The sequence below is a fragment of the Streptomyces sp. LUP47B genome, assembly GCF_001746295.1.
Taxonomy (GTDB): Bacteria; Actinomycetota; Actinomycetes; order Streptomycetales; family Streptomycetaceae; genus Streptomyces.
Genome location: NZ_MJAH01000029.1, coordinates 74,329 through 99,405 on the forward strand (window position 1 = coordinate 74,329; position 25,077 = coordinate 99,405).

Genomic DNA, 25,077 nt, shown 5'->3' on the forward strand with positions numbered 1-25,077 from the left:
CAGCCTTACACGGCACTCTCCGGGTCGCTCTCCGAGCCGAGGAACTCGCGCTGCCACAGGGTGTAGTCCGCGTACTGCACCGGCAGCGGCGCCCACTCGGGCGCGCCCCCCTCGCACCGGGCCGCGTACGCGACGCTCAGATCACGCGAGAGCACCGGCACCGACCAGCCGTCGGCCGTGATGTGATGCATCAACAGCAACAGCACATGTTCCCGGTCGCCGAGACGGAACAGCGAGGCACGCAACGGGAGTTGCTCCGACAGGTCGAAGCCGCCCCGTGCCTCGCTCTCCAGACGGCCCGTCAGCTCCTCCTCGGACACCGCCTCCACCGCCAGGTCCACACCGACGGCATCGCGCACCACCTGATACGGACCGTCCTCGTCCTCCGCGAACACCGTCCGCAGCACCTCGTGCCGCCCCACCACATCCGTCAGCGCGGCCCCCAGCGCCGCCACGACCAGCTCCCCCGAAAGCCGCAGCGCGAACGGCAGGTTGTACGCGTCACCCGCTCCCTCGACGCGGTTGAGGAACCACAGCCGATCCTGCGCGAAGGAGAGCGCGACGCGCGGCGGCCGGGGACGCGCGGTGACCGCCGTGCGCGCGCCGGTCGCCCCGTCGAGGACGGTGGCGAGCCCGGCGACCGTGGGGGTCTCGAAGAGCTGCTGGATGCTGATCTCGGCGCGCAGAGTGGTACGAATCCGGGCGGCCAGCTGGATGACGAGCAGGGAGTGCCCGCCGAGTTCGAAGAAGTCGTCATCGATCCCGACCCGCCCGACCCCGAGCACCTCCGCGAACAGATCACAGAGGATCTCCTCGCGGGGATCACGAGGCGTCCGGGAGACCGCGCCGGTCCCCGCATCGGGAGCCGGCAGGGCGCCCCGGTCCAGTTTGCCGTTCGGCGTCAACGGCAGCGCGTCGAGGACGACGAAGGCCGACGGCACCATGTACTCCGGCAGGGATACGGCCACATGAGCCCTCAACCCGGAAGGCTCCAGCGGGCCGTCGGCCACCACATACGCCACCAACCGCCGATCCCCCGGCCGGTCCTCCCGCACCACCACCACACCCTGCGCGACCGCCTCATGCGCCGCCAGCACCGCCTCGACCTCACCCAGCTCGACACGGAAACCCCGCACCTTCACCTGGTCGTCGACCCGCCCCAGGAAGTCGAGCCGCCCGTCGGCGGTCCACCGGGCCAGGTCGCCGGTGCGGTACATCCGCTCCCCGGCCGGCCCGTACGGATCGGGCACGAAGCGCTCGGCCGTGAGCCCGGGTCGCCCCAGGTATCCGCGGGCCAGCTGCACGCCGCCCAGATAGAGCTCGCCGGGAACGCCCAGGGGCACCGGCTGCAGTGCGGCGTCCAGCACGTAGGCGCGCATGTTGCGGACGGGCCTGCCGATCGTGAGGGACCCGGCGGGGGGCTCGTCCTCCGGCCGGACGAAGGCCACCACACAGCCGACGGTCGCCTCGGTGGGCCCGTACTCGTTGACGACCGTCGCGCCGGGGCTGCGACCGCGCCAGGCCCGGACGATCTCACCGCCGAGCGCCTCGCCGCCCACCACCAGGTCACCGCTGGGTGACAGCGTGTCGGGCAGGGCGGTGAGCAGCGGCAGATGGCTTGGCGTCGCCTTCAGGAAGGCCGGTCTCAGCTCACTCGCGGACCGCTCCTCCAGGGCCGCGGGGCGCACCGAACCTCCGGCGGTGAGCGGGCCGAGCAGCGCGGTCACCGTCAGGTCGAAAGCGATCGGCGAATGCAGCAGCGCGCGCCCCGAGAGGCTGGGGTAGGCGTCCCTGGCCCAGGCCAGATAGGCGTCGACGGAGGCGTGCTGGACGACGACGCCCTTGGGACGGCCGGTGGAGCCCGAGGTGTAGATGACGTACGCGGGATGGGCCGGGTTCAGGGGTGCGGCGCGGTCGGCGTCGGTGACCGGGGCACCCTCCCCCAGCCGTGCGGCGGCCTCGGCGAGCAGCTCCGCCAGGAGGAACCGGGGCACCCCGGACTCGGGCAGCCGGTCCATGGTGTCGGCGTCGGTGAGCAGCAGGGCGGGACCGGCGTCGGCCAGCATGAACGCGATGCGCTCGGCGGGATATTCGGGGTCGACGGGCAGGTAGGCGGCGCCGGACTTCAGCACCGCGAGGACGGCGACGACGATCTCCGCGGAGCGGGGCAGCGCGAGCGCGACGAACACCTCCGGGCCCGCGCCCCGTTCGATCAGCCGGTGCGCCAGCCGGTCGGAGCGCCGGTCGAGTTCGGCGTACGAGAGCACCTCGGAGCCGGTCTCCACGGCCGGCGCGGCGGGGGTCCGCCGGACCTGCTCGGCGAACCGGTCGAGCACGGTGGCGGCCGGGACCCGATCGACGGGTCCGTTCCACTCGGTGAGCAACCGGTGCCGTTCGGCCGCCTCCAGGATGTCGTACTCGCCGATGCGAGCGGTGGGTCGCTCGGCGGCCGCGGCCAGCAGCCGGCCGAGCCGGTCGGCCATGGACTGTGCCGTGGCCCGGTCGAAGAGGTCGCTGCTGTAGAGCAGCGCTCCGCGCAGGCCGGCCGGTGCGCCGTCCGCACCGAACTGTTCCCCGAAGCCGAAGAGCAGGTCGGTGCGGGCGACGCCGGTCTCGGTCGTGCCCGGCGTGATGGTGAGACCGAGCAGGTCGGCCACCTCGTCCGTGGCAGCCTGCTGGTCGGAGCTGTCGACGGTCAGGACGACCTGGAAGAGCGGGTGCCGGGCCAGGGCACGCTCGGGATTGAGCACCTCGACGAGTCGCTCGAAGGGCACGTCCTGATGGGCGTAGGCAGCGAGGTCGGTGTCCCGCACTCGGTCGACGAGCTCGGTGAAGGACGGGTTCGAGGAGGTGTCGGTGCGCAACACGAGCGTGTTGATGAACAGTCCCACGAGGGAGTCCAGCGCTTCGTCCGTGCGGCCGGCGACCGGCGAGCCGATGGGGATGTCCGTGCCGCCGCCGATCCGGGTCAGCAGCGCGGCGACGGCCGCCTGCACGACCATGAAGAGGCTGGCTCGCCGCTCCCTGGCCAGTCGGCTGAGCGCGTTGTGGATCTCGGCCGGGATCTCGAAGGCGACGCGTCCGCCGTCGTAGGAGGGGACAGCCGGGCGGGGGCGGTCGGTGGGCAGAGGCAGTTCGGTGGGCAGGTCCGCGAGTTGTGCGGTCCAGTGGGCGAGTTGGCGGGCCGCCGGGCCGTCCTCGGCGTCCAGCATGGCGCGCTGCCAGAGCGTGTAGTCGGCGTAGTCGACGGGCAGCGGCTCCCACTGCGGGGCGCGGCCCGCACGGCGGGCGGCGTAGGCGGTGGCCAGATCCCGCACCAGGACCGGCATCGACCAGCCATCCGCCGCGATGTGGTGCAGCAGCAGGAGCAGCATCTGGTCGTCCGCGCCAAGGGTGAACAGCCAGGCGCGGACCGGAGGTTCGGCGGCCAGGTCGAAGACGTGCCCGGCCGCTTGGTCACGGCGGGCCGCCAGTTCCTCTTCGGTGACCGGTACCTCGGTGAGTGCCGGGCGGACGTTCTCGGCGTCCAGGATCTTCTGGTACGGGCCCTCTCCGTCCTCGCCGAAGACGGTGCGCAGCGGTTCGTGGCGGGCTACGACGTCGCTGATCGCCTCGGTCAGGGCGGCCCGGTCGAGCGTCCCTGTCAGGCGCAGGGATAGCGGGACGTTGTAGGTCGCGCGGGTTCCCTCGACCCGGTTCACGAACCACAGTCGCTGCTGCACGTACGAGACCGGTATCCGCTCAGGGCGCGGTGCGACCCGGCGGACCCCCGCCCGGGCGGCCGAGGCCTGGTCGAGGACAGTGCCGAGGTCGGCCACGGTCGGCGCCTCGAACAGCTCGCGAACGGACAGTTCGATGTCCAGTGCCGTGCGGATGCGGCTGACCAGGCGGGTGGCGAGCAGGGAGTGGCCGCCCAGTTCGAAGAAGCCGTCGTCGACGCCGACCCGCTCGACGCCGAGCACCTCCGCGAACAGCCGGCACAGCACCTCTTCACGAGGGGTCCCGGGGGCCCGGGAGGCGGAGCCGGCCTCGTACACCGGGGCCGGCAGCGCCTTGCGGTCGAGCTTGCCGTTGGGGGTGAGCGGCAGCGCGTCGAGGGTCACCAGCGCGGAGGGGACCATGTACGCGGGCAAGGTCTCGGCGAGGTGGGTGCGCAGGGCGGCGGTCGGGGCCGGCTCCCCGTGCGGTACCACGTAGCCGACCAAGCGCCGGTCTCCGGTGCGGTCCTCCCGTACGACGACGACGCAGGCGGAGACGTCCGGATGGGCGGCGAGGCGGGTCTCGATCTCGCCGAGTTCGATGCGGAATCCGCGCACCTTGACCTGGTGGTCGGCGCGGCCGACGAACTCCAGCTGTCCCTCGGCGTTCCAGCGCACGACGTCACCCGTGCGGTACATGCGGGAGCCGGCAGGCCCGAACGGGTCCGCCACGAAACGTTCGGCCGTCAGCCCGGCGCGGCCCGCGTAGCCGCGGACCACGCCGTCGCCGGCGATGCACAGCTCGCCGCGGACTCCGGGAGGAACGGGGCGCAGCAGATCGTCGAGGACGTACACGCGGGTGTTGTCCAGGGGCCGGCCGATGGCCGGTGCGGTGACGCTCTCGGGCACCTGCCAGGACGTCGACCAGATGGTGGTCTCGGTGGGTCCGTAGAGGTTGGTCAACTCCCGCACCCGGCCGCGCAGTTCCTGGGCCAGCGCGGTGGGGAGCGCCTCGGCGCCGACGAAGGCGCGCAGCCCGCCGAGGGTCCCGGTGGTGTCCTCGGTGAGCAGGGCGTGCCACAGGCTCGGGGTGGCCTGGAGGACGGTGATGTCCTCGTCGCCGATGGCCGCGAGGAGTGCCGCGGGGTCCCGGACGGTGTCCTGGTCGGGGAGGACGACGGTGGCGCCGCACAGCAGCGGGAGGAACAGTTCGGGACCCGCCATGTCGAATCCGACCGGGGCGACGGCGAGTTGGCGGTCACCGGGGCCGAGCCGGAACCGGGCGTCCAGCGCCGTCAGCACGTTCGACAGGCCGGCGCGCGGGACCACGACGCCCTTGGGACGGCCGGTGGAGCCCGAGGTGTAGACGAGGTAGGCGGGGTGAGCGGGAAGTACCGGTACGTGTCGTTCGCCGTCGTCCGGGTCGTGGGCGGGGAGCGCGTCGAGCGCGCTGCGCACGGCGGGGTCGTCGAGGACCAGGGTGCGGGCACCGGTGGCCGGAAGTGCGGGCATCGACGCCGTGTCGGTGAGCACGAGCCCGGGCCGGGCGTCGTCGAAGATGTACGCGATGCGGTCCGCCGGATAGGACAGGTCCACCGGCAGATAGCCGGCGCCGGTCTTCAGCACGCCGAGCACCGCGGCCCACAGGTCGGGGGTCCGGGGCAGGGCCAGCGCGGCGTACCGCTCGGGGCGCAGGCCCTGGGCGAGCAGATGACGGGCGATCCGGTTGGCCCGCTCGTTCAGTTCCCGATACGTCAGCACGGTGCCGTGGTGGGCGACCGCAGGCGCGTCGGGGGTCAGCGCGGCGCGGTGCTCGAAGCGCGCCACGAGGTCAGGTGCCGGTGCGGTCGTCGCGTCGCGGCCGAGCTGTTCGAGGAGCAGGTGCCGTTCGGCGGCCGTGAGCATCTCGATGCGGTGCAGCGGCAGGTCGGGTCGCTCGGCGCACGTCCGCAGCAGCCGGAGCAGCCTCTCGCCGAGCCGTGCGGCCGTGGTGCGGTCGAACAGCTCGGTACTGAAGTCCAGGCGGAGCAGCAGCCCGGCCGGGTCGCCTTCGGGGCCGGTCCGCTCGTCAAAGGTGAGCTGCAGGTCGTAGCGGCAAGTGCCGGTGGACACGTCGACGGCGCTCGCGGTCGGGGCGGGCCGTCCGTCGTACGTGCCCAGGCCGTCGAGAGCGTCGGTGAACTGCCGCCGGGCGCGCGAGAGCTGCACCTGGAAGAGCGGGTGCCGGGCGAGTGAGCGCGCCGGGTCGAGGTGGTCCACAAGGCGGTCGAAGGACACGTTCGCCCGGCCCGCCGCGGCCCGGGCGGTGTCCCGCACCCGGTCGAGGAGAGCGGCGAAGTCGAGGCGCCCGGAGGTGTCCGTGCGCAGGACGAGGGTGTCCGCGACCGGATCGGGCGCGTCGGTGAGTTCGTCGACGACGTCGGCTGCCGGGACACCCACCGGGATGTCCGTGCCCGCGCCGAGGCCCGTGAGCAGGGCGGCGAGGGCGGCGTGCAGGACCGTGCGGAGGCCGGTGTCGTGGGAGCGCCCCAGGTCGGTGAGCGCGGTGTGCAGTTCGCCCTCGGCGGTGAACTCCACGTGGTCGCCGCCGTATCCCGCGACGGCCGGCCTCGGCCGGTCGAAGGGCAGCTCCAGTTCCTCCGGCAGATCGGCCAACTGGGATTGCCAGTACGTGAGTTCCGTGTCGGTACCGCTCGTGCCGGGCCGGGCGGCGGCAAGCGGAGCACTCCAGCACGGTGCCCGGCCCGCACGGCGGGCCGCGTAGGCGGCGGCGAGGTCGCGGGCCGTTCCGGCAGCCGTGAGGGTGTCGCCCGTGATGCGGTGGGTCACCAGAAGAAGCACGCTGTCGTGGTCGGCGGTCCGCATCAGCAGGGCGCGGAAGGCGGGGCCCGCGGTCAGGTCGAAGGGACGGCGGGCGGCCTCCTCAAGGCGCTCGGTCAGCGCCTCCTCGGAGGTGTCCGTCACCTCCAGCAGGTCCGGTGCGGCGTCAAGCGGAGTGCGGTACGGGCCGTGCCGGTCCTCGGCGAAGACGGTGCGCAACACCTCGTGGCGTTCGGCCACGTCGGTCAGCGCCCGGCCCAGGGCCTCGGCGTCGACGGGGCCCGACAGGCGCACGGCGGTGGGGACGTTGTAGAGCGAGCTCTCGCCCTGCAACTGGTGCAGGAACCACAGCCGCCGCTGGGCCGGGGTGAGCGCGATGGCGGCGGCGGGGCGGCCGTCCACCTCGGGATGGCTGCGTTCCAGTACCGCGGAGATCCCGGCCACCGTCGGCGCTTCGAACAGCTCGCGCAGGCTCAGCTCGATACCGAGAGCCCCGCGGATCCGCCCGGCCAGTCGTGCGGCGAGCAGGGAGTGCCCGCCCAGGTCGAAGAAGTCGTCGTCGATGCCTACGCGTTCGACGCCGAGCACCTCGGTGAACAGGCCGCACAGGAGCGCCTCGCGGGGCCCGCGCGGCTCCCGGCGGGCGCCGGCCGAGCCGAACTCGGGCTCGGGCAGCGCCTTGCGGTCGAGTTTGCCGTTCGGGGTCAGCGGCAGGGCGTCGAGCGGGACGAAGGCCGAGGGCACCATGTACGCGGGCAGCAGCCCCGCCAGGTGGTCACGGAGCTCGCCCGCGGTCGGCGACTGCGCGTCGGCCGCGACGGTGTACGCCACCAGCCTGGTGCTGCCGGAGCCGTCCGGGCGGGCCGTCACCACGCACCGGTCGACGCCGGGGTGGGCGGCCAGGGCCGTCTCCACCTCCCCGGGCTCGATGCGGAAGCCGCGCACCTTTACCTGCTGGTCGGCACGGCCCAGGAACTCCAGCTCGCCCGTGGCCCGCCAGCGCACCACGTCCCCGGTGCGGTACATCCGGGATCCGAGGGTGTCGAACGGACAGGCGACGAAACGCTCCGCGGACAGACCGGGGCGGCCCAGGTAGCCGCGCGCGAGACCGTCACCAGCGATGAAGAGCTCGCCCGGCACCCCCACGGGCACGGGACGCAGCCGCTCGTCGAGCACGAAGACGCGGGTGTTGCCGATGGGCCGCCCGATGGAAGACGCGGCCGAGGCGGGGACCGGTCCGGGGACCGTGGTGCCGGTGGTCAGTTCTGCCGCCGTCGACCAGATGGTGGTCTCGGTGGGACCGTACAGGTTGGTGACGGAGTTGCCTCGGTCCAGCAGGAGACGGGCCAGGTCCGCGGGCAGCGCCTCGCCGCCGACCAGGACCCTGACCCCGGTGAGGGAGGCACCGCCCTGCTCGGCGAGTGCCCGCCACAGTCCGGGGGTGGCCTGCAGCACCGTCGTACCGGTCCGCTCGGCCTCCGCGCACAGGGCGCCCGGGTCCCGGACCTGTTCGGGACCGGCGAGCACCACGGCCGCGCCCGCCGTGAGGGGGAGGTAGAGCTCCAGACCCGCGATGTCAAAACCGACCGTGGTGACCGCGAGCAGCCGATCGGCGGCGGTGAGCGCGAACCGGTCCTGCATGGTGGCGAGGAAGTTGTCGAGGGCGGCACGGGTGACCGTCACGCCCTTGGGGCGGCCGGTCGACCCGGAGGTGTAGATGACGTAGGCGGCGTGCGCGCCGTGCACGGCGGGGAGCTCGCCGTCGGGGAGGACCGCGAGCGCGGCGCGGGTCTCCTCGGCGTCCAGGTCGATGCGGCGGATCCCCGTACCGGCGGACGCGAAGCCCGCCGCGCGGGTGGTGAGCAGCAGCGCGGGGTCCGCGTCCGCCAGGACCCAGGCGATGCGGTCCTCGGGGTAGTCGGGGTCGATCGGTACATAGGCGGCACCGGACTTGAGGACGGCGAGCAGCGCCACCACGAGATCCGCCGTGCGCGGCAGTGCGACGGCGACGAGGGTGTCGGGTCCGGCTCCGTGTGCCCGCAGCAGCTGGGCGAGCCGCTCCGCCCGCGCGTCGAGGGCCGCGTACGAGAGCTCCTCGTCCCCCGCGACGAGGGCGGTGGCGTCCGGGGTCTCCTGCACCGCGCGGGCGAACCGTGCGGTCAAGGGGGTGGGCGCGGGCTGTCGCGTGTCGTTCCACTCGGTCAGCACCCGTACGCGCTCACCGGGGTCGAGGATCTCGACGTCCGCGACGTGCTGCCGCGGCTCGGCGGTCAGCGCGTCGAGCAGCCGTACCATCCGGCCTGCCATGGCATCGGCGGTCGTCCGGTCGAACAGATCGGTGTCGAACAGCAGGGAGCCACGCATCCCGGCGGGCGCCCCGTCCTTTGTACGGCGTTCGCCGAAGCCGAAGAGCAGGTCGAACTTGGCCGCGCCGGCCTCGGCGACGGCGGGCGAGACCCGGACGCCGAAGAGTTCACCGACAGCGTCGGGAACGTCCTGGTGGTCCGCGGTCTCCACGGTGAGCAGCACCTGGAACAGCGGGTGGCGGGCCAGTGACCGCTGCGGGTTGAGGTCCTCCACCAGGAGCTCGAACGGCACGTCCTGGTGCGTGTACGCGGCCAGGTCCGTCTCCCGGACCCGGCCGAGGAGCTGGGCGAACGTCGGGTTGCCCGACAGGTCGGTGCGCAGGACGAGGTTGTTGACGAAGAAGCCGACCAGGTCTTCCACGGCCTCGTCGGTGCGCCCGGCGACCGGGGCCCCGATCGGGATGTCCTGCCCGGCGCCCAGGCGGGACAGGAGCACGGCGAGCGCGGCCTGGACGACCATGAAGACGCTGGTGTTGTGGGAGCGGGCGATGTCCGACACGCGCTGGTGCAGGGCGGCCGGCACGTCGAACTCGACGCGCTCGCCGCGGTGCGCGGTGCCCGCGGTGCGGGGCCGGTCGGTGGGCAGGGCCAGTTCCTCGGGGAGGTCGGCGAGTGCGGCGCGCCAGTACTCCAGTTGGCGGGCGAGCAGGCTCTCCCCGTCGTCCGGCGCGCCGAGTTCGCGGCGCTGCCACAGGGCGAAGTCGGCGTACTGCACGGGTAACGGGGACCAGGCGGGTGCGCCGCCCGCGCGGCGCGCGGCGTAGGCAGTGGCCAGGTCGCGGACGAGGACGGGCAGGGACCAGCCGTCGGCGGCGATGTGGTGCACCACGACCACCAGGGTGTGGCGGTCGTGGGCATGGCTGAGCAGAGCGACGCGCACGGGGACGTCCCGGGAGACGTCGAAGCCGCGTCCGGTGAGACCGGCGACGAGTGCCGCCGCCTCCTCGTCACCGGCCTGGATGTGGTGGAACTCGGGTTCGGCCGCCGCCGGGTCGAGCACGCTCTGCCGGGGCCCGGTCTCGTCCTCCACGAAGACGGTGCGCACCGACTCGTGGCGGGACACTACGTCGTCCAGCGCGGCCCGCAGCGCGGCCGGGTCGACCGGGCCGTCCAGCCGGAGCACGACCGGGATGTTGTACGTGGCGTCCGCAGCCTGGAAGCGGTTGAGGAACCACAGCCGTTGCTGGCCGAAGGAGAGGGGCAGCCGCTCCGGCCGCGCCCCGGCCGTCAGCCGGGAACGGGCACTCCCGGCGCCCGCGTCCAGGGCGGCCGCCAGCCCCGCGACGGTCGGCGCGTCGAACAGTTGCTGCACCGAGAGCTGGACGTCGAGCACGGCTCGGACCCGGCTCGCGAGCCGGGTGGCCAGCAGCGAGTGGCCGCCCAGCTCGAAGAAGTTCTCGTCGATCCCCACCGTGGCTCGGCCCAGCACCTCGGCGAAGAGACCGCAGAGGATCTCCTCACGCGGGGTACGCGGACCGCGGACCGTGGTGGACGGGGACTGCTCCGGCTCGGGCAGGGCGCGGCGGTCGAGTTTGCCGTTGCCGGTCAACGGCAGGGCGTCCAGCCACACGAACGCGGCCGGCACCATGTAGTCGGGGAGTTCGGCCGCTGCGTGTTCCCGCAGGGCGGAGGCGTCCGCGGGCGGGTCCGAGGGCACGGTGTACGCCACGATCCGGCGGTCGCCTGCCCGGTCCTCACGGACCACGACGGCGCACTGGGCGACGGCCGGATGTGCGGCGAGGACGGCCTCGATCTCGCCGAGTTCGATACGGAACCCGCGGACCTTCACCTGATCGTCGGCGCGGCCGAGGTATTCCAGACCCCCCTCGGCGTTCCAGCGGGCGAGGTCGCCGGTGCGGTAGACCCGGGCGCCCGCGGGGCCGTAGGGGTCGGCGACGAAGCGCTCGGCGGTCAGCCCGGGACGGCCCAGGTAGCCGCGGGCGAGTCCGGCACCGGCGACGTACAGCTCACCGGTGACGCCGGCCGGTGTGGGCCGCAGGGAGCTGTCGAGCACGCGGACCCGCAGGTCCGGGATGCCGGCGCCGACGAGGCTCGCGGGCCGTCCGGCCACGGTCTCCCCGTCCAGCGCGAGGTGCGTGACGTGCACCGTCGTCTCGGTGATGCCGTACATGTTGACCAGGACGGGCGCGTCGTCCGGGTGCCGGGTGTACCACTCCTCCAGCCGGGCGAGTTCCAGCGCCTCACCGCCGAACACCACGTGACGCAGCGCGAGTTCACGGCCGAGTTCCGGGTTCTCGGCGTCTGCCTGCATGAGCTGGTAGAAGGCGGAGGGGGTCTGATTGAGGACGGTGACGCGTTCGTCGACGAGCAGCCGCAGGAAGCGTTCGGGGGAGCGGCTCACTTCGTACGGGACGACGACGAGGCGTCCGCCGTGCAGCAGCGCCCCGAACAGCTCCCAGACCGAGAAGTCGAATCCGTACGAGTGGAAGAGCGTCCAGATGTCGTCGGACCCGAAGCCGAACCAGTGGCGGGTCGCCGAGAAGAGCCGCACCACGTTCCGGTGCGGCACCACGACGCCCTTGGGGCGGCCCGTCGAACCGGAGGTGTAGATCACGTACGCGGGGTGGTCGGGACGCAGGCCGTCCGACGCTTCGGCCACGGGTGCGGCGGCGTCCGTGACCTCGGGGGGCAGGGCGTCGAGCACCAGCGCGGGGCGGGAGTCCTCCAGCATGAACGCCACCCGGTCACGGGGGTGGTCCGGGTCGATGGGCACGTAGGCGGCGCCGGACTTCAGGACGCCCAGCACGGCGACGACCAGGTCCACGCCGCGCGGCAGGGCCAGTGCCACGAAGGTCTCCGGGCCGGCGCCCCGCGCCGTCAGCCAGTGCGCGAGGCGGCCCGCGCGGGCGTCGAGCTCCGCATACGTCAGGGCCTCGCTTCCGCTCACCACGGCCACCGCGTCCGGACGACTCCGCACCTGCTCCCCGAACAGGCCCACCAGGGTGGCCTCCTCGGCCGGTCCCTCCTGCCCCGCGCCCAGGGCGAGCAACCGCTCCCGCTCGACGGCGTCCAGGAGGCCGAGGCGGCCGACGGGGAGGTCGGCCCGGTCGGGGAGGGCGGCGAGCAGGCGCGTGAACGCCTCGGCGAGGGCCTGGACGCGGGAGCGCGGCAGGACGTCGGGGCGGTGGTCGAAGTGGAAGCGCAAGGTGCGGCCCGGGCCGACCACCAGGGTCAGGGGGTAGTGGGCGGCGTCCTGGGTGCGCACCGAGGAGATCCGCAGCGTGTCCCCGAGGCTGTCGCGGCCCGCACCGCTGGAGGGGTAGTTCTGGAACGCATAGAGGCTGTCGAAGAGTTCGCCGCCGCCTGGGGCGGTGACCAGCGACTGGATCTCGGCGAGACCGAGGTGCTGGTGGGGCAGCATCCTGGACTGCTCGTCCTGGATCCGGGCGAGGAGGCCGGCGAGCGTCTCCGCGGGGCGGACCCGCACCCGGAGCGGCACGGTGTTGATCATCATGCCGACCATCGACTCGATGCCGTCGACCTCGGGCGGGCGTCCGGACACGGTGGTGCCGGTGACGATGTCGTCCTTGCCGGTCAGCTGGGCGAGGAGCAGTGCCCAGGCGCCCTGGACCACCGTGTTGAGCGTCAGTCCGGCGCCCCGGGCCCAGGCGGTCAGCCGCTGTGTGTCCGCCTCCGGGAGTTCGCCGGGCACACGCTCCGGGATCACCGGGGCGCGGGGCGCGCCGGGCGCCACCAGTGTGGGTTCCGTGACGTCCGCGAGCGCGTCCCGCCATGCGTCCGCCGCCGCGGCCCGGTCCTGCGCGGTCAGCCAGACCGCGTAGTCGCGGTAGGGGCGCGCGGCGGGCAGGACGGACGGGTCGCCACCCGCGGCGTACAGGGCGATCAGCTCGCGTACGAGGACGGGCAGCGACCAGCCGTCGACGAGCGTGTGGTGGAACGTCAGGACGAAGCGGTGGCGGCCCTCGCCGAGGCCGATCAGGGTCAACCGCCACAGGGGCGGGACCGCCGGGTCGAACCTCTTGAGCCGGTCGGCCTCGACGATGCGTCCGGCGGCCTCTTCGCGGGCTGCCGGGTCCAGGCCGGCGAGGTCCTCCTGGTGCCAGGCGAGCGGGACGCTGCGCAGGACGAGCTGGGCCCACTCGCCTGACTTGCGCTGCCGGAAGCAGGTGCGCAGGGTGGTGTGCCGGTCGAGCAGGGCCGCGCAGGCCGCGCGCAGCGTGTCCGCGTCCAGCGGGTCCGCCAGGTCGAAGACGACCTGGCCGGTGTACACATCGGTGCCGGACTCGTCGTAGACGTGGTGGAAGAGCAGACCCTCCTGCAACGGAGTGAGCGGCAGGATGTCCTCGATGGTCGTCTGTGCTCGGCTCACAGCGTTCCCCACTCCTCTTGCAGTTCCTGTTCGAAGTCGTCGATCTCGCTCTGGCCGATCGAGGACAGAGCCACGTCGGAGGGGCTCAGTCCGCCCGCGTCGGGGTGCTCGGCATGGGTGACGAGGGCTTCCAGGGCCCGGACCCACGCCCGTGCCAGCTCCCGCACGTCGTCGGGCGGGAGCAGCCGTTCCGCGAAGGTCCAGGTGGCGACCAGTTCGGCGCCCTCGGGAGCGTCCTTGGTGGCGGCGTTGAGCTCCAGTACGTGCGACAGCGGCATCGCCGGGTCGTGTTCGGGCCCGGTGGCCACGCCCGTCTCGATGGTCCAGTCGGTCTGCTCAGAGCCCCCGACGCGGTACCGGCCAAGGTAGTTGAAGCCGATCTCGGGACGCGGCAACGCCTCCAGAACGGCTGCCGTGCCGAGGTTGAGGTGGCGCAGCAGGCCGTAGCCCATCCCGTGGTCGGGGTAGCCGCGCAACTGTTCCTTGACCGTCTTGAGCAGTCGGCCGGCGGCGGCCCCGCCGGCCCACGCGTCGGCACGGTCCAGGGTTCCCGCGTCGAGCCGTACCGGATAGGCGTTCGTGAACCAGCCGACGGTTCGGGAGAGGTCGGCGCCGCCGACCGTGTCCTCCTCGCGGCCGTGGCCCTCCAGATCCACAAGGACGGTGGAGCCGCGCAGCGACTCGGTGAGGGCGAGCACGAAGGCGGCCAGCAGGACGTCGTCCACACCCGCCTGGTAGGCGGCGGGGACCGAGCCGAGGACCGCCTTGGTCACCGCACTCGGCACCGTCACGGTGACCCGGCCCGCGGTGGCGTGCGTGTCCCGCGTCGGGTCGAGCCGCCGGGCGCCGAGCGGGGCCTCGTCCCGGCCCAGGGTGTCGGTCCACAGGGGCAGTTCGACCTCGCGTTCCGGTGTGCCGGCCCGGGCGCGCAGCCCGAGCGCCCAGCCGCGCAGGGAGGTCCCCACCGGCTGCAGCCGGGGCGTGCCGCCCTCGGACACGGCCTGCCAGGCCTCGGCGAGGTCCGGCAGCAGGATGCGCCAGGAGACTCCGTCGACGACGAGGTGATGGGCGACGAGCAGCAGCCTGCCGGACCGCGAGGGCCCGCGGTCGAACCAGACCGCCCGAAGCATCTGCCCGTCCCGGGGGGCGAGTTCCCGCCTGGCCGCGGTTCCCTCGGCAACCAGGAGCAGCGCGTATGCCTCGTCGGTCACCGCTTCGGCGTCCACCCGGCGCAGGCAGTGCTCGGCGGACACCGAACCCGGGGCCGGGATCTCCAGCTGCCACTCGGGGCCGTCGGTGCTCAGCCGGGCGCGGAGCGCGTCATGGTGGTCGAGTACGGCCTGCAGTGCCGCGACGAGGTGTCGGTGCTCCAGTTGCGCGGGCACCCGCAGCACATGGGACTGGCTGAAGTGGTCCACGGGGCCGCCCCGTTCCGCGAACGACCGCATCACCGGGGTGAGCGGCACGACGCCCAGTCCGTCCTCGGTCTCGGCCTCCGTGTGTTCGTCCGCGGTGGCAACCAGGGCCAGGGCGGCGGGGGTGCGGTGGGCGAAGATGTCCCGCACCGACAGGACCAGGCCCGCGCGGCGCGCCCGGCTGACCAGCTGGATGGACATGATGCTGTCCCCGCCCAGGGTGAAGAACTCGTCGTCGGCACCCACCTCTTCGAGGCCGAGCACCTCGGCGAAGAGTCCGCACAGCAACTCCTCGGCGTCCGTGCGCGGGGCCCGTCCGGTGGACCCGGCTCCGTAGTCCGGCGCGGGCAGGGCGGTCCGGTCGAGCTTTCCGTTGCGGGTGAGTGGAAGGACCGGCAGGCGCACGAAGGCGGCGGGCACCAGGTAGTCGGGCAGGGTGGCCGCCAGCGCGCTGCGCAGTGCGGCGGGCTCCACCGCGGCGTCGCCCACCAGGTAGGCCACCAGGCGCCGGTCGCCCGGCCGGTCCTCGCGGACCACGACCCGGGCCTGCGCCACGTCGGGCAGTCGGGTCAGGGCTGCCTCGACCTCGCCCGGTTCGATCCGGAACCCGCGCAGTTTGATCTGGTCGTCGGTACGGCCCAGGTACTCCAGGGTGCCGTCCGAGCGCCACCGCACCAGGTCGCCGGTGCGGTACATGCGCTCGCCCGGTGCGCCGAAGGGGCAGGCGACGAACCGTTCGGCGGTGGTCGCGGGGCGGCCCAGGTAGCCGCGGGCGAGGCCGGGCCCCGCGAGGTGCAGTTCACCGGGCACGCCGACCGGGACCGGGGTCAGATCGGGGGCCAGCACGTAGGTGCGCACGTTGGCCAGCGGCCGGCCGATGGGTACCGTGCCCACCCCCGTCAGGGGGGCGCTGACCACCGCGTTCACGGTGTACTCGGTGGGTCCGTAGGCGTTGATCACGGCCCGGCCCCGCGCATGGCGGCGCACGGTGTCGGCACTGCTCCGCTCACCGCCGACCACCAGGGTGGTCAGGCACACGGGCAGTTCCGCCTCCGGGGGCAGCGCCGCGACCACGGACGCGGGCAGCTTGGCGAAGTCGATGCACCGCTCGGCGAGGAAGTCGGTGAGCGGCGCTCCGGGGGTACGGGCGTCAGCCGGGGCCAGGACCAGCGTGGCGCCGGTGAACAGCGCGGTCCACATCTCCAGGACGGAGACGTCGAAGCTGAACGAGGCGAAGTGCAGGATCCGGTGACCGGGGCCGATCCCGTGTCCGGGTGCCAGGGTGGCGAGGCTCGCCGCGCCGGCGTGCGTGGTGAGGACCGCCTTGGGCGTCCCGGTCGAGCCCGAGGTGTGGATGACGTAGGCCGGGTGTTCCAGCCTCAGCGGCCGCCTCCGGTCCGCGTCACCCGGGTTCGTGTCACGTGCGTTGCGGTCCGAGTCCCCCTCTTCCTGCGGGGGCAGTTCGTCCAGGACGAGGGCCGGCCGCGTGTCGGCGAGCAGTGACCGGACGCGGGCCGGGGGCAGTTCCGGGTCGAGGGGCAGATACGCGGCGCCGGCCTTTTGCACGCCCAGGACGGCGACGACCGTGTCGGCCCCCCGGGGCATCCGCACCGCGACCAGGTCCTCCGGTCCGATGCCGTCGGCGATCAGACGGTGCGCCAGGCGGTTGGCCCGCTTGTTCAACTCGTTGTAGGTGAGGCTGAGTTCGCCGTCCTCCAGGGCGATCGCCGCGGGGGTGCGGGCCACCTGCTCCTCGAACAGGTCGGGCACGGTGGCGGCGGCAACCGGGCGCCGGGTGTCGTTCCACGCCGTCAGGACCCGGTGGCGTTCGGCCTCGTCCAGAAGACTGGGTGCGCCGATCCGCTCCTCGGGACGCTCGGTCAGGACGTCGAGGAGACGCACGAGCCGTTCGGTGAGCGCTCCGGCCGTGGCGTGGTCGAACAGGTCGGTGCGGTAGGCGAGCGTGGTACGCATGCCCGCGGGTGCTCCGGCGGCGTCCCGCTGCTCCAGGAAGGCGAACGAGAGGTCGAACTTCGCGGCGCCGACACCCACCCGGTGGTGGGCGAGATCGAGTCCTGGCAGCTGTCCGAGGGTCTCCAGGGCGGCCTGCTGGTCCGCTGCGTCGAAGGAGAGGGCGACCTGGAAGAGCGGATGACGGGCCAGCGAACGCTCCGGAGCGAGCACGTCCACGAGGCGTTCGAAGGGGACGTCCTGGTGGGCGTAGGCCGCCAGATCCGTCTCCCGCACCCGCTCCACCAGCTCGGCGAAGCTCGGGTCACCGGAGGTGTCCGTCCGCAGCACCAGCGTGTTGACGAAGAAGCCGACCAGATCGTCCAGGGCCTCGTCCGTACGACCGGCGATCGGCGTGCCCACCGGAACATCCGTCCCCGCACCCAACCGCGTCAACAACACCGCCAACGCCGCCTGCACCACCGTCACCTCACCGCCGTGGTAGGAGGCGACGGCCGGACGCGGACGGTCGGCCGGCAGCTCCAGCTCCTCGGGGAGGTCCCGCAACTGCTCCATCCAGTAGCCGAGTTGACGCGACACGGCACTCTCCGGGTCGCTCTCCGAGCCGAGGATCTCGCGCTGCCACAGGGTGTAGTCCGCGTACTGCACCGGCAGCGGCGCCCACTCGGGCGCCTCCCCCTCGCACCGGGCGGTGTAGGCGAGCGTCAGATCGCGGGCCAGCCGTGGCATGGACCAGCCGTCGCCCGCGATGTGGTGCATCACGAGGAGCAGGACGTGCTCGTCGGGGGCGAGCACGAACAGCCGGGCGCGCCAGGGTGCTTCCGCGGTCAGGTCGAAGGGCCGCCGCGCGGCCTCCTGGAGCTGCCGGTCGAGGAGGTCCTCGCCGGAGAGGACCGGGCTGAGGTCCGGACGGGCCGCGGTGTGGTCGAGCACGACCTGGTACGGGCCGTCCTCGTCCTCCGCGAAGACCGTCCGCAGTGCCTCGTGCCGCTCCGCCACATCAGCCAGGGCGGCCCGCAGCGCGGCGACGTCGAGGGAGCCGGTCAGGCGCAGACCGGCCGGGATGTGGTACACGGGGCTCGGGCCGTGGAGCCGGTCCAGGAACCACAGGCGCCGCTGAGCCGGGGAGAGCGGGATGCGTTCCGGGCGCGGCTCGGCCCTGCGCAACCCTGCGCGTACGGGACCGGTCGACCGGTCGAGGGCGGTGGCGATGCCGGCGACGGTCGGGGCGTCGAAGAGTCCCCGCACCGACAACTCGCACCCGAACGTGGAACGCACCCGACTGACCAGGCGGGTGGCGAGCAGGGAGTGCCCGCCCAGCTCGAAGAAGTCGTCATCGATCCCGACCCGCCCGACCCCGAGCACCTCCGCGAACAGACCGCACAGGATCTCCTCCCGCGCATCACGAGCAGCACGCGAGACCACGCCCGACTCATAGGAAGGAACCGGCAACGCCGCACGATCCAGCTTCCCGTTCGGCGTCAACGGCAACCAACCGCCGATCCCCCGGCCGGTCCTCCCGCACCACCACCACACCCTGCGCGACCGCCTCATGCGCCGCCAGCACCGCCTCGACCTCACCCAGCTCGACACGGAAACCCCGCACCTTCACCTGATCGTCGACCCGGCCCACAAACTCCAACACCCCACCGGCAGACCACCGCACCACATCACCCGTGCGATACATCCGCTCACCCGCACCCCCGAACGGATCCGCCACAAACCGCTCCGCCGTCAACCCCGGCCGCCGCAGATACCCACGCGCCAACTGGATGCCACCCAGGCAGAGTTCACCCGGCACACCCACCGGAACCGGCCGCAGCGTGCTGTCGAGCACGTGGGCCGTGGTGTTCCACACGGGGCGGCCGATCGGTACGCCGGACCGGCCGTTGTCCGCGGACCAGGGCCAGGCCGTGACGTCCACCGACGCCTCGGTCGGGCCGTAGAGGTTGTGCAGCTCCGCGTCGAGCGAGCTGGAGAAGCGACGGGCCAGGCTCGTCGGCAGTTCCTCGCCGCTGCAGATCACCCGGCGCAGCGGGGCGCAGTCCGCCGAAGTGGGCTCGGCCAGGAACGCCGCCAGCATGGACGGCACGAAGTGCGCGGTGGTGACCCGCTCGCGCCGGATGAGCTCGGCGAGATACGCGGGGTCCTTGTGGCCCTCGGGTCGCGCCACCACCAGGCCGGCGCCCGTGATCAGCGGCCAGAAGAACTCCCAGACAGACACGTCGAAGGAGGCCGGGGTCTTCTGCAGCACCCGGTCGTCGGCGCCGAGGCGATACGTGTCCTGCATCCACAACAGCCGGTTGACGATCCCGCGGTGCGGAACGACGACGCCCTTGGGACGGCCGGTGGAACCCGAGGTGTAGATGACGTACGCGGGGTGGTGCGGGCGCAGCGACTGCGGTGACTGCGCGACGGGGAGACCGGCGGTGTCGGGAAGTCGGTCGAGGGTCAGCAGCGGGGCGGCGTCGTCGAGCATGAAGGCGACGCGCTCCGGAGGATAGCCGGGGTCCACGGGCAGATAGGCGGCGCCCGATCTCAGCACACCCAGCAGGGCGACGACCAGATCCAGGCCGCGGGGCAGCGTCACTGCGATCACGCTCTCGGGCCCGGCGCCCCGATCCCGCAGCCAGTGCGCCAGCCGGCCCGCCCGGGCGTCGAGTTCGGCGTAGGTCAGCACCTGGTCCTCGAAGACGACGGCTACGGCGTCCGGGGTGCGGGCCGTCTGCTCGGCGAAGAGGGCGGCGAGGGTGGTGTCCGGCACGGGGTGTGCGGTGTCGTTCCACTCCCCCAGGAGGCGGTGCTCGGCGGGCGCCAGGATCCCGGCGGCCGAGACGGGTCGCTGCGGGGCGGCGGTCAGCAGGTCGAGCAGGCGCACCAGCCGGGTCGTCATCGCATGGGCGGTGCCGGGGTCGAAGAGGTCGGTGCTGTAGAGCAGCGCGCCGCGCAGCCCGGCCGCCGCGCCCTGGGCGGATCTGCGCTCGGCGAAGCCGAAGAGCAGGTCGAACTTGGCGACCGGGGCGTCCACGGGCCAGAACTCGGCGTCGGCGCCGAAGAGTTCGCTCACTCTCCCGTCGGCCACCCGGTCCTCGGTCGTGTCGAAGGTCAGCATGGTCTGGAACAGCGGGTGCCGGCTCTGCGAGCGCCGGGGCCTGAGCACCTCCACCAGCCGCTCGAACGGCAGGTCGGCATGGGCGTAGGCCGCCAGGTCCGTCTCGCGCACCCTGGCCACGAGTGCGTCGAAGGCGGGGTCGCCGGACACGTCCGTGCGCAGCACGACGGAGTTGACGAAGAACCCGACCAGGTCCTCCACCGCCTCGTCGGTGCGCCCCGCGACCGGGGTGCCGAGCGGGATGTCGTCGCCCGCGCCGAGCCGCGAGAGGAGTACCGCGAGCGCCGCCTGCACCACCATGAAGGTGCTGGCACCGCAGTCCCGGGCGACCTTGACGATGCGCTCGTGCACGTCGGAGGGGATGTCGAAGGTGATCCGGTCGCCCCGGTAGGTGGCCGTGGCCGGCCGCGGGTGGTCGTAGGGCAGGTCGAGTTCCTCCGGGAGACCGCGCAGGGTCTGGGTCCAATGGTCGAGTTGACGGGCGGCCAAGCTCCGCGGGTCGTCCTCGGAGCCGAGTTCGCGGCGCTGCCAGAGCGCGTAGTCGGCGTACTGGACCGGCAGCGGCGGCCGTCCGGGGGTGAGCCCGGCCCGTCGGGCGTCGTACGCCGTGGCAACGTCGCGGACCAGCACCGGCAGGGACCAGCCGTCACCGGCGATGTGGTGGACCACGAACAGCAGCACGCTGTGCCCGCCGGGCAGGGTGAACAGGAAGGCGCGCCAGGGAACTTCGGTCGACAGGTCGAAGGGGCGGCGCGCCGCCTCCCGCAGCTGCTCCTCCAGGCGGTCCCCGGTGGTCGCCACCACGCTGAGCTCGGCGTGCGCGGACGGGCCGTCCAGCAGGACCTGGTGGGCGCCGTCGTCGTCCTCGGAGAAACGGGTGCGAAGGACCTCGTGCCGGTCGGCGGTGTCGGCGAGGGCCGCGCGCAGCGCGTCGGGGTCGAGGCCGCCGGTGAACCGCAGCGCGAGCGGGATGTTGTAGGTGTCGCTCGGTCCTTCGAGGCGGTGCAGGAACCACAGGCGCTGCTGTCCGAAGGACAGCGGGATCCGGTCGGGCCGGCCGGTGGCGGTCACCGCGGTGCGTACGGGCCCCGCGGTGCCTGCCTCGCCGAGGACGGCGGAGAGTCCGGCCACGGTGGGGGTCTTGAAGAGCTGGCGGATGGTGATCTCCGCGCCGAAGGCGGAGCGGATCCGGGATGCGAGGGCGGTGCCGAGGAGCGAGTGGCCGCCCAGGTCGAAGAAGCTCTCGTCGATGCCGACCCGGGCGATGCCGAGGACTTCGGCGAACAGCTCGCAGAGGATCTCCTCGCGGGGGTCGCGCGGGCCGCGGCCACGCTGCTCGCCCTCGTGCTCCGGCTCGGGGAGGGCGGCCCGGTCCAGCTTTCCGCTCAGCGAGACCGGCAGGGCATCCAGCGTCACGAAGGCGGCGGGAACCATGTACTCGGGCAGTGCGGCGGCCAGGTGGGCGCGCAGGGTGGTGGTCCCGGCCGGTTCGCCATTCGGGACGACGTAGGCGACCAGGCGACGGTCGCCGGGGCGGTCCTCCCGTACGACGACGGCGCACTGCGCCACCGCCCGGTGCCCGGCGAGCACGGACTCGACCTCGCCCAGCTCGATACGGAAGCCGCGGATCTTGACCTGGCCGTCGGTCCGGCCGACGAACTCCAGGACGCCGCCGCGCGTCCAGCGCACCAGGTCGCCGGTGCGGTACATGCGCTCCCCGGTGTTGCCGAAGGGATCGGCGACGAAGCGCTCGGCCGTGAGACCCGGCCGGCTCAGATAGCCGCGGGCCAGGCCCGCTCCCGTGACGTACAGCTCGCCCGCCACGCCGGCCGGCACCGGCCGCAGCGCCTCGTCGAGCACGAACACCCGGGTGTTGACGGACGGGCGGCCGATCGGAACGGTTTCTGTCGCGCCGGGACGGCAGGGGTGGAAGGCCGCGTCGACGGTGGTCTCGCTGGGACCGTAGGCGTTGAAGAGCCGGTGGCGGTCCGCCCAGCGCGCCACCAGATCCGGTGCCGTCGCCTCGCCGGCGAGGATGACGGTGAGGCCCGCCGGGACCGCGTCGGGGGACATCAGGCCGAGAGCGGCGGGCGGGATCGTGGCGTGGCTGATGCGGCGCTCGGTGAGCAGCCGCTCCAACGGCTCGCCCGCGGCGCGCTCCTCGGGTGCCGCGATCACCAGGGTGGCGCCCGCGAGCCACGCCATGCAGAACTCGGACACCGACGCGTCGAAGCTCACCGAGGCGAACTGGAGCACCCGGCTCGTGGCGTCGACGCCGAAGCCCGTGATCTGCGTGGCCGCGAGCGAGGCGATCCCGGTGTGCGACACCACGACGCCCTTGGGGCGGCCGGTGGAGCCGGAGGTGTGGATGACGTAGGCCGGATGGGCAGGCAGCAGGGGCCGGGTGCGTTCAGCGTCGGTCACTTCGGTGTCGTCGTACACGGTCGGCGGTGCGGCTGGGTCGTCGAGGAGAACCAGCGGGGCCGTGGACTCGGCGGGGAGCCGGTCGCGCACCGCCAAGACGGTGACCACGGCGGCGGGGGCGGCGTCCGTCAGGATCTGCCGGATGCGCTCGCGCGGGTACTCGGGGTCGACGGGCACATAGGCGGCACCCGACTTGAGGACCCCGAGCACGGCCACCGCGAGGTCGAGCGAGCGGGGTACGGCCAGGGCCACGAAGCTTTCGGGGCCGATGCCGAGGGCGATCAGTCTGCGGGCCAGCCGGTTGGAGCGGGCGTCGAGTGCGGCGTAGTCGAGTTCTTCCCCCTGGTACTCGACGGCGGTGCCGGAAGGGGTGCGGCGGGCCTGGGCGGTGAACAGGTCGGGCCATGTGGCGTCCGGGACGGGCCGGTCGGTGGCGTTCCACTCGACGAGCGTGCGTCGCCGTTCCGCGGCGTCCAGGATCTCCAGCTCCCGGATCGAACGGGAGGGGTCGGCGACGGCCGCGTCGAGGACCCGCAGCAGGCGTTCGACCAGGAGCATGGCGGTGTCCGGGTCGTAGAGGTCGCTGCTGAAGCGGATCCCGCCGTCCATGCCGGCCGCGGTGCCGTCCGGTGCGAAGCGCTCACCGAGGTCGATCGACAGGTCGAACTCGGCGCCCCCGGTGTCGGTGTCGAGCAGTTCGGCCTCGATGCCGGGGATCCGGCCCAGGGCGTCCATGCCGTCCTGGCGGAAGGTGTTCTGGTAGCTGAGCATCACCTGGAAGAGGGGGTGCCGGGAGAGCGAGCGATCCGGGTTGAGGGCGTCCACCAGGGACTCGAAGGGCACGTCCTGATGGGCGTACGCCGCGGCGTCGGTGGCCCGGACCCGTTCCAGCAGCTCACGGAAGGCGGGGGCACCCGACGTGTCCGTGCGCAACACGATGGTGTTGACGAACACGCCGACGAGGTCTTCGAGCGAGCCGTCGACGCGGCCCGCTATGGGGCTGCCGATGGGGATGTCGGTGCCGGCGCCCAGCCGGGTCAGCAGTGCGCCCAGGGCGGCCTGGACCACCATGAAGACACTGGTCCTGGTCTCCTCGGCGAGCGCCCGCACGCGGGCGTGCAGAGCCGCGGGCACACTGAACTCCAGGCGCTTTCCCCGGTGGGTGGCCACGGCGGGTCGGGGCCGGTCCGTGGGCAGTTCCAGGACGTCCGGGATGCCGGCCAGGGCGTCCTTCCAGTACGCCAGCTGTCGCGCGACGGTGCTGTCGGGGTCGCTCTCGGATCCCATGACGCGGTGCTGCCACAGAGTGAAGTCCACGTAGTCCAGGGGGAGTTCGGGCCATGCGGGCGCCGTCCCCGCGGCCCGTGCGGTGTAGGCGGTGGCGAGGTCGCGGACCAGGCGGTCCATCGACCAGCCGTCACCCGCGACATGATGCAGCAGCAGGAGCAGCACGTGCCGCCGCGGATCGTCGGCGAAGGTGAACAGGTGGGCGCGCAGCGGGGTGTCCCGCGTGAGGTCGTAGCGGTAGCGGACGACGGCAGCCAGTTCCTCGTCGAGGTGTCCTGCGTCGCAGGCGACCACGTCCAGGGCGACCGGTGCCGCTTCCGGGGTGCGCACGATCTGCCGCAGCCCGTCCCCGTCCTCCGCGAAGACCGTGCGCAGCGGCTCGTGACGGGCCACCACGTCGGCCAGGGCGGCCCGCAGCGCGGGCACGTCGAGGGTGCCGGACAGCTCCAGGGCGGCGGGGATGTTGTAGGTGGCGCTGGCTCCGTCGAGGCGGTCGAGGAACCACCAGCGATGCTGCGCGAAGGAGGCCGGGATGCGCTCCGGCCGCTGGTGGACGCGGTGCGGGGCGCGCGGGGCCGCGGTGTCCCGGCCGGCCTGGTCGAGGGTGGCGGCGAGCCCGGCGACGGTGGGGGCGTCGAAGAGTTCACGGATGGTCAGCTCGGCGTCCAGTGCCGTGCGGATGCGGCTGACCAGGCGGGTGGCGAGCAGGGAGTGCCCGCCCAGCTCGAAGAAGTCGTCATCGATCCCGACCCGCCCGACCCCGAGCACCTCCGCGAACAGACCGCACAGGATCTCCTCCCGCGCATCACGAGCAGCACGCGAGACCACGCCCGACTCATAGGAAGGAACCGGCAACGCCGCACGATCCAGCTTCCCGTTCGGCGTCAACGGCAACGCGTCGAGGACGACGAACGCCGACGGCACCATGTACTCCNCCGACCCCGAGCACCTCCGCGAACAGACCGCACAGGATCTCCTCCCGCGCATCACGAGCAGCACGCGAGACCACGCCCGACTCATAGGAAGGAACCGGCAACGCCGCACGATCCAGCTTCCCGTTCGGCGTCAACGGCAACGCGTCGAGGACGACGAACGCCGACGGCACCATGTACTCCGGCAGGGATACGGCCACATGAGCCCTCAAACCCGAAGGCTCCAGCAGACCGTCAGCCACCACATACGCAACCAACCGCCGATCCCCCGGCCGGTCCTCCCGCACCACCACCACACCCTGCGCGACCGCCTCATGCGCCGCCAGCACCGCCTCGACCTCACCCAGCTCGACACGGAAACCCCGCACCTTCACCTGATCGTCGACCCGGCCCACAAACTCCAACACCCCACCGGCAGACCACCGCACCACATCACCCGTGCGATACATCCGCTCACCCGCCACACCCACCGGAACCGGCCGCAACGCACCATCCAGCACGAACACCCGCGTGTTGCGGAAGGGACGACCCACCGGCACGGCGCCGTCGGGCACGGGGGCGCCAGGCGGGATGCGGTGGTCGAGGCAGTTGACGGTCGCCTCGGTCGGGCCGTATGCGTTGTAGACCACGGCGTCCGGGTGGCGAGCCCGCCAGCGCTCGAGCGCCGGGCCGAAGAGCGCCTCGCCGCCCAGGACGAGGCA

At 73.0% G+C, this 25,077-nt stretch carries 3 protein-coding genes and 1 pseudogene; all 4 read right to left on the reverse strand.

Annotation, left to right across the window (positions count from 1 at the left end; all coding sequences use genetic code 11):
* Positions 1-5: 5 nt before the first annotated feature.
* A complete protein-coding gene (locus BFN33_RS46630; protein ID WP_069766299.1) occupies positions 6-13,235 on the reverse strand; it encodes a non-ribosomal peptide synthetase in 13,230 nt (4,409 codons plus the stop codon).
* Positions 13,232-18,046: a non-ribosomal peptide synthetase gene (locus tag BFN33_RS53765; protein ID WP_256123058.1), complete on the reverse strand. Its 4,815-nt coding sequence runs from the start codon at positions 18,044-18,046 to the stop codon at positions 13,232-13,234. Before BFN33_RS53765 ends, BFN33_RS46630 begins: the two co-directional genes overlap by 4 nt.
* A gap of 7 nt (positions 18,047-18,053) precedes the next feature.
* Positions 18,054-24,368 carry an amino acid adenylation domain-containing protein gene (locus BFN33_RS55035; RefSeq protein WP_370743389.1) on the reverse strand — a complete coding sequence of 2,105 codons (6,315 nt, stop codon included), beginning with the start codon at positions 24,366-24,368 and terminating at the stop codon, positions 18,054-18,056.
* An 11-nt stretch (positions 24,369-24,379) separates the two neighbouring features.
* Positions 24,380-25,077, reverse strand: a pseudogene (locus tag BFN33_RS46640) (AMP-binding protein); the annotation flags it as partial.